Source organism: Rodentibacter sp. (assembly GCF_057314195.1).
This window is the reverse complement of sequence record NZ_DBHLAM010000028.1, coordinates 1-5,155: the sequence shown is the minus strand read 5'-3', so window position 1 is coordinate 5,155 and position 5,155 is coordinate 1. Positions and strand designations below refer to the sequence as shown.

4 protein-coding genes are annotated in these 5,155 nt (G+C 43.6%); all 4 read left to right on the top strand.

What is annotated here, in order from left to right; translation table 11 throughout:
* Window positions 1–237 precede the first annotated feature (237 nt).
* The 4 genes from rlmKL (at window position 238) to ACO59Y_RS04180 (ending at window position 4,822) form a co-directional block, all read left to right on the top strand.
* A complete protein-coding gene (rlmKL, locus tag ACO59Y_RS04195; protein ID WP_486130918.1) occupies window positions 238–2,364 on the top strand; it encodes a bifunctional 23S rRNA (guanine(2069)-N(7))-methyltransferase RlmK/23S rRNA (guanine(2445)-N(2))-methyltransferase RlmL in 2,127 nt (708 codons plus the stop codon).
* A gap of 159 nt (window positions 2,365–2,523) precedes the next feature.
* On the top strand, window positions 2,524–3,678 hold the full coding sequence (gene metK, locus ACO59Y_RS04190; RefSeq protein WP_373602878.1) for a methionine adenosyltransferase: 1,155 nt from the start codon (window positions 2,524–2,526) through the stop codon (window positions 3,676–3,678).
* 58 nt (window positions 3,679–3,736) lie between these two features.
* Complete coding sequence (locus tag ACO59Y_RS04185; protein WP_486130915.1) at window positions 3,737–4,246, top strand: SprT family zinc-dependent metalloprotease; 510 nt, start codon at window positions 3,737–3,739, stop codon at window positions 4,244–4,246.
* 63 nt (window positions 4,247–4,309) lie between these two features.
* Complete coding sequence (locus tag ACO59Y_RS04180) at window positions 4,310–4,822, top strand: opacity family porin (protein WP_486130913.1); 513 nt, start codon at window positions 4,310–4,312, stop codon at window positions 4,820–4,822.
* Window positions 4,823–5,155 lie beyond the last annotated feature (333 nt).

Genomic DNA, 5,155 nt, shown 5'->3' with positions numbered 1-5,155 from the left:
CAGCGGACTTTTAATCCGTTGGTCGAAGGTTCGAATCCTTCACGACCCACCACTATTTATTGTCATCATCTAGATTTTCAACACAATATTAACCTATCTTAAAAAGCTGAAGGCTTATTCATTCTTTGTCGATTTGGATACTTTCGTTCGTCTTCGTCTGGCGAAAGCCGATTTAAATTAACCAAGTTGAAACTTATGCTATAATCCGCGCCGATTTTTTTCCTACCGAGAATCTACATGAAACACCTATTTGCCACCACTTCTCGTGGTTTTGAAGAACTCCTAAAAGTTGAACTCACTGAGCTTGGTGCGCAAGATGCAAAAGTCGTACAAGGCGGAGTGCATTATCAAGCGGATGATGAAACGCTTTATCGTACGTTACTTTGGTCGCGCTTAGCGTCGCGCATTTTAATTCCGTTAATTGAAACCAAAATTTACAGTGATCTTGATCTTTATGCTGCCGTATCGGGCTTTAATTGGCTGACTCAATTTGATGAGCGCGTGACATTTTTCGTGGATTTTAACGGTACGAATCAGGAAATTCGCCACACTCAATTTGGCGCGATGCGTGTGAAAGACGGCATCGTGGATTATTTTGAACGTCGTGGGCGTGCTCGTCCAAATGTGGACAAAGTGCAGCCGGATATTCGCATTCACGCCTATTTAAATCGGGATGAGGTGGTGATTTCGCTCGATTTAAGCGGTGATGCGTTGCACATACGCGGTTATCGTGAAGATACCGGCAAAGCGCCGTTGCGTGAAACGTTGGCCGCGGCGATAGTGTTGCGTTCCGGCTGGCAAAAAGGCACGCCGTTAGTGGATCCGATGTGCGGTTCCGGTACGTTGCTAATTGAAGCGGCCCAAATGGAAGCACAAATTGCGCCGCAGTTGTATCGTCTACATTGGGGCTTTGATTTTTGGCAGGGGCATAACCAGACGGCGTGGGAAAGAGTGAAAGAAGCAGCTTTAGCGTTGGCGGAAGCGGAAAAACAACGTGAAAATCCACCGCACTTTTACGGTTTCGATTTGGATCATCAGGTGTTGCGAAAAGCCAAACAAAACGCTAAAAATGCCGGCGTAGCGCATTTAATGCAATGGCAACAGGGCGATGTGGCAGCGATTAAAAATCCAAGTCCGAACTTGGCTGGTACGGTGATTTGTAATCCGCCATACGGTGAACGTTTAGGCACCGCACCGGCATTGATTGCCTTATATTCTGTATTCGGGCAACGTTTGAAACAACAGTTTGCCGGTTGGAACCTGTCTATTTTCAGTGGCGAGCCGAGCCTGTTGGATTGCCTGCGTTTGCGTTCCCATCGTCAATTTAAAGCGAAAAACGGTCCATTGGATTGTGTGCAGAAGAATTACCAAATTGCCAAACGGGTGGAAAGTGTGGCTGAATCTGAGCGCACTTCTTTACCTGAGGTAGCGGTGGATTTTGCGAATCGTCTGCAAAAGAATATCAAGAAAATTGAAAAATGGGCGAAGCAACAAGGGCTAGACGCTTATCGCTTATATGACGCGGATTTGCCGGAATATAATTTGGCGGTAGATCGTTACGGCGATCATATTGTCGTGCAGGAATATGCCGCGCCGAAAAATATTGATGAAAATAAAGCGCGTCAGCGCTTGTTGGATGCGGTGAATGTGACCTTGAAAGTAACGGGTGTGGAAACCAACAAATTAGTTTTGAAAGTGCGCCAAAAGCAAAAAGGCACTAATCAATATGAAAAACTGGCAAACAAAGGCGAATATTTTTATGTGAACGAATACGGCGCGAAATTGTGGGTGAACCTGACGGATTATTTGGATACAGGCTTGTTTTTGGATCACCGTCTAACCCGCAAAATGTTGGGTGAAATGGCGCAAGGTAAGGATTTCCTGAATCTGTTTGCGTACACCGGCTCGGCGACGGTACACGCGGCGTTAGGCGGTGCGAAATCTACCACCACTGTAGATATGTCAAATACGTATCTCAATTGGGCAGAACAAAATTTATTGCTTAACGATATTGAAGGCAAACAGCATAAACTGATTCAAGCGGATTGTCTGCAATGGCTAGAAAAATGCGATTGCCGGTTCGATTTAATTTTTGTGGATCCGCCGACGTTCTCCAATTCCAAACGTATGGAAGCCAGCTGGGACGTGCAACGGGATCACATTAAGTTGATGACGAGTTTAAAACGTATTTTGCGTCCGAACGGCACTATCGTGTTTTCTAACAATAAACGTGGCTTTAAAATGGACTTTGCGACACTGGAAGAACTTGGGTTCAATGCGGTGCTCATTTCGCATAAGACGTTACCGTTGGATTTTGAACGCAACAAACAAATTCATAATTGCTGGTTAATTACGAAAAAATAACGCGAAGGGATTTCTGAGAGAAATCCCTTTTTTACAAGGCATCGATAAAAAGACAAGCAATTCGTTTTGAATTATCGCGTAATAGTGCTTGCTTATTAAACAAAAATCCGTATTATAGCCGTCTATACGTCAATACATCTAAATTCAATGAGGAAAACTATGTCTAGTTACTTATTTACTTCCGAGTCCGTGTCAGAAGGACATCCTGATAAAATCGCCGATCAAATTTCCGATGCGGTGCTCGATGAGATCCTAAAACAAGACCCAAAAGCCCGCGTGGCATGCGAAACTTATGTGAAAACCGGTATGGCGCTGGTGGGCGGCGAGATTACCACTTCTGCATGGGTGGATATTGAAAATCTAACTCGTAAAGTGATTTGTGAGATCGGTTATGAGCATTCTGATATGGGCTTTGACGGTCATTCTTGTGCAGTGCTAAACGCCATTGGTAAACAATCTGCAGACATTAATCAAGGCGTGGATCGTGAGAATCCGTTGGATCAAGGAGCAGGCGACCAAGGTATTATGTTCGGTTACGCAACAAATGAAACCGACGTGTTGATGCCGGCAGCAATTACCTATGCGCATCGTTTAATGGAAAGACAAGCGCAAGTACGTAAAAACGGCACCTTGCCATGGTTGCGTCCGGATGCGAAAAGCCAAGTTACCTTGAAATATGAAAACGATAAAATCGTCGGTGTGGATGCGGTGGTACTTTCCACTCAACATTCGGCAGAAATCGCGCAAAAAGATTTGCACGAAGCGGTGATGGAGGAAATCATCAAGCCGGTATTGCCGAGCGAATTGCTTTCGAAAGACACTAAATTCTTTATTAATCCGACCGGTCGTTTCGTTATCGGAGGCCCGATGGGCGACTGTGGTTTAACCGGTCGTAAAATTATCGTAGATACTTATGGCGGCGCGGCTCGTCACGGTGGTGGTGCATTTTCCGGTAAAGACCCATCAAAAGTGGACCGTTCTGCCGCTTATGCCGCACGTTATGTGGCGAAAAATATCGTTGCTGCCGGCTTAGCGGAGCGTTGTGAAATTCAGCTTTCTTATGCCATCGGTGTGGCTGAGCCGACATCAATCATGGTAGAAACGTTCGGTACGGGTAAAGTAGCGAATGAACTATTAGTCGCGTTAGTGCGTGAATTCTTCGATTTGCGTCCTTACGGTTTAATCAAAATGTTGAATTTAATTCAACCGATTTATCGCGCAACAGCGGCTTACGGTCACTTCGGCCGTGAACAATTCCCGTGGGAAAAAGTCGATCGCGCGGAAGAATTACGCGCTGCAGCCGGGTTAAAATAACCTCTTATATATGAATAAAAAACCGCTAATCTAGCGGTTTTTGTTTTTTCTAATTTTTATGCTTTCACCACAAACACAATTTCGACATTTAAAAATGCAGGTTCAGCGTAAGTTGGCGGAATCTTTACGTCTTGCGGAAAGTTATTTCAAACGCGAATTTCCGATGCCGACGGTTAGTTATGATTTACGCGGAATGAAAGCAGGCGTCGCATATTTACAAAAAAACGAAATTAAATTTAATCGCACTTTACTGGTGGAAAATAGCGAAGAATTTATCCGTCAAGTGGTGCCACATGAATTGGGGCATTTAATTACCTATCAAGTTTTTGGTCGCGTAAAACCGCACGGACAAGAATGGCAGAGGGTAATGAATCAAGTTTTTCAATTGTCGGCGGATACTTGTCATCAATTTGACGTGCGAAACGTGCAAGGTCAAACCTTCGAATATCATTGTGCTTGCCAAACGCATTTATTAAGCGCTCGTTGCCATAATCGAATTTTAAAAGGAGGCGTAGAATATTTATGTCGAAAATGTAAGGGAAAATTGGTTTTTGTCGGTGAAAATTAATTGTAGTTATGCTACATTTTAGACGGTTTAATTAATTCGACTAAAGAATTAAAGGAGTCTCACATGAAAAAGTCTGTTTTAGCCATAATTATCGGTGCTTTTGCGATAGCTTCCAACGCTAACGCGGGCGTTTATGCGGAAGGTGATGTTGGCCTTTCAAGAACTTCGGCGAATGGCAATCACAAAACCAAAGTAGAGCCGCGAGTTGCCGTAGGTTATCAATTGGGGAACGTGCGCGTTGCCGGTGATTACACTCATCACGGTAAAGTCGAAGGTGCGAAAATTCAAGGTTTAGGGGCATCTGTACTTTATGATTTTGACCTAAATTCCCGCGTTAAACCTTATGTTGGTGCACGTGTCGCCGCAAACCGATTCAAATATGACGATCGCGCGGAGCAACGTTATAAAAGTTCTTCCGACACCAAATTAGGCTATGGCGTAGTTGCCGGTGCAAAATATAATTTAGATGAAAAATGGTACGCAAACGGCGGTGTGGAATATAACCGATTGGGTAATTTTGACGATACCAAAGTAAATAACTACGGGGCAAAGGTCGGTGTTGGTTATAAATTCTAATTTCTTTTCCGAGGTGCGGTTTAACTGCTAAATGATTTAGCCCTCTACGACGCGGAAATTATCGACGCGGAAATTATGATCGTAAAATAGCACCGCATTGGACTGATTCCAATGCGGTGCTATTTTTAGCATTCAATTCATGTTTAGATTCGGCAACTTTTTTGTGTATTTACAACATTGCATCGTTTCCACATTTTTCTCTTGAAAATTTCTTTTTCATTCTTATATCTGTGGCGTTCAATTTTAATTTGCCATAAAAGGAAAAAAATGATGTCACAAAATCAAGAAACCCGTGGCTTCCAATCGGAAGTCAAACAACTTCTCCAATTAATG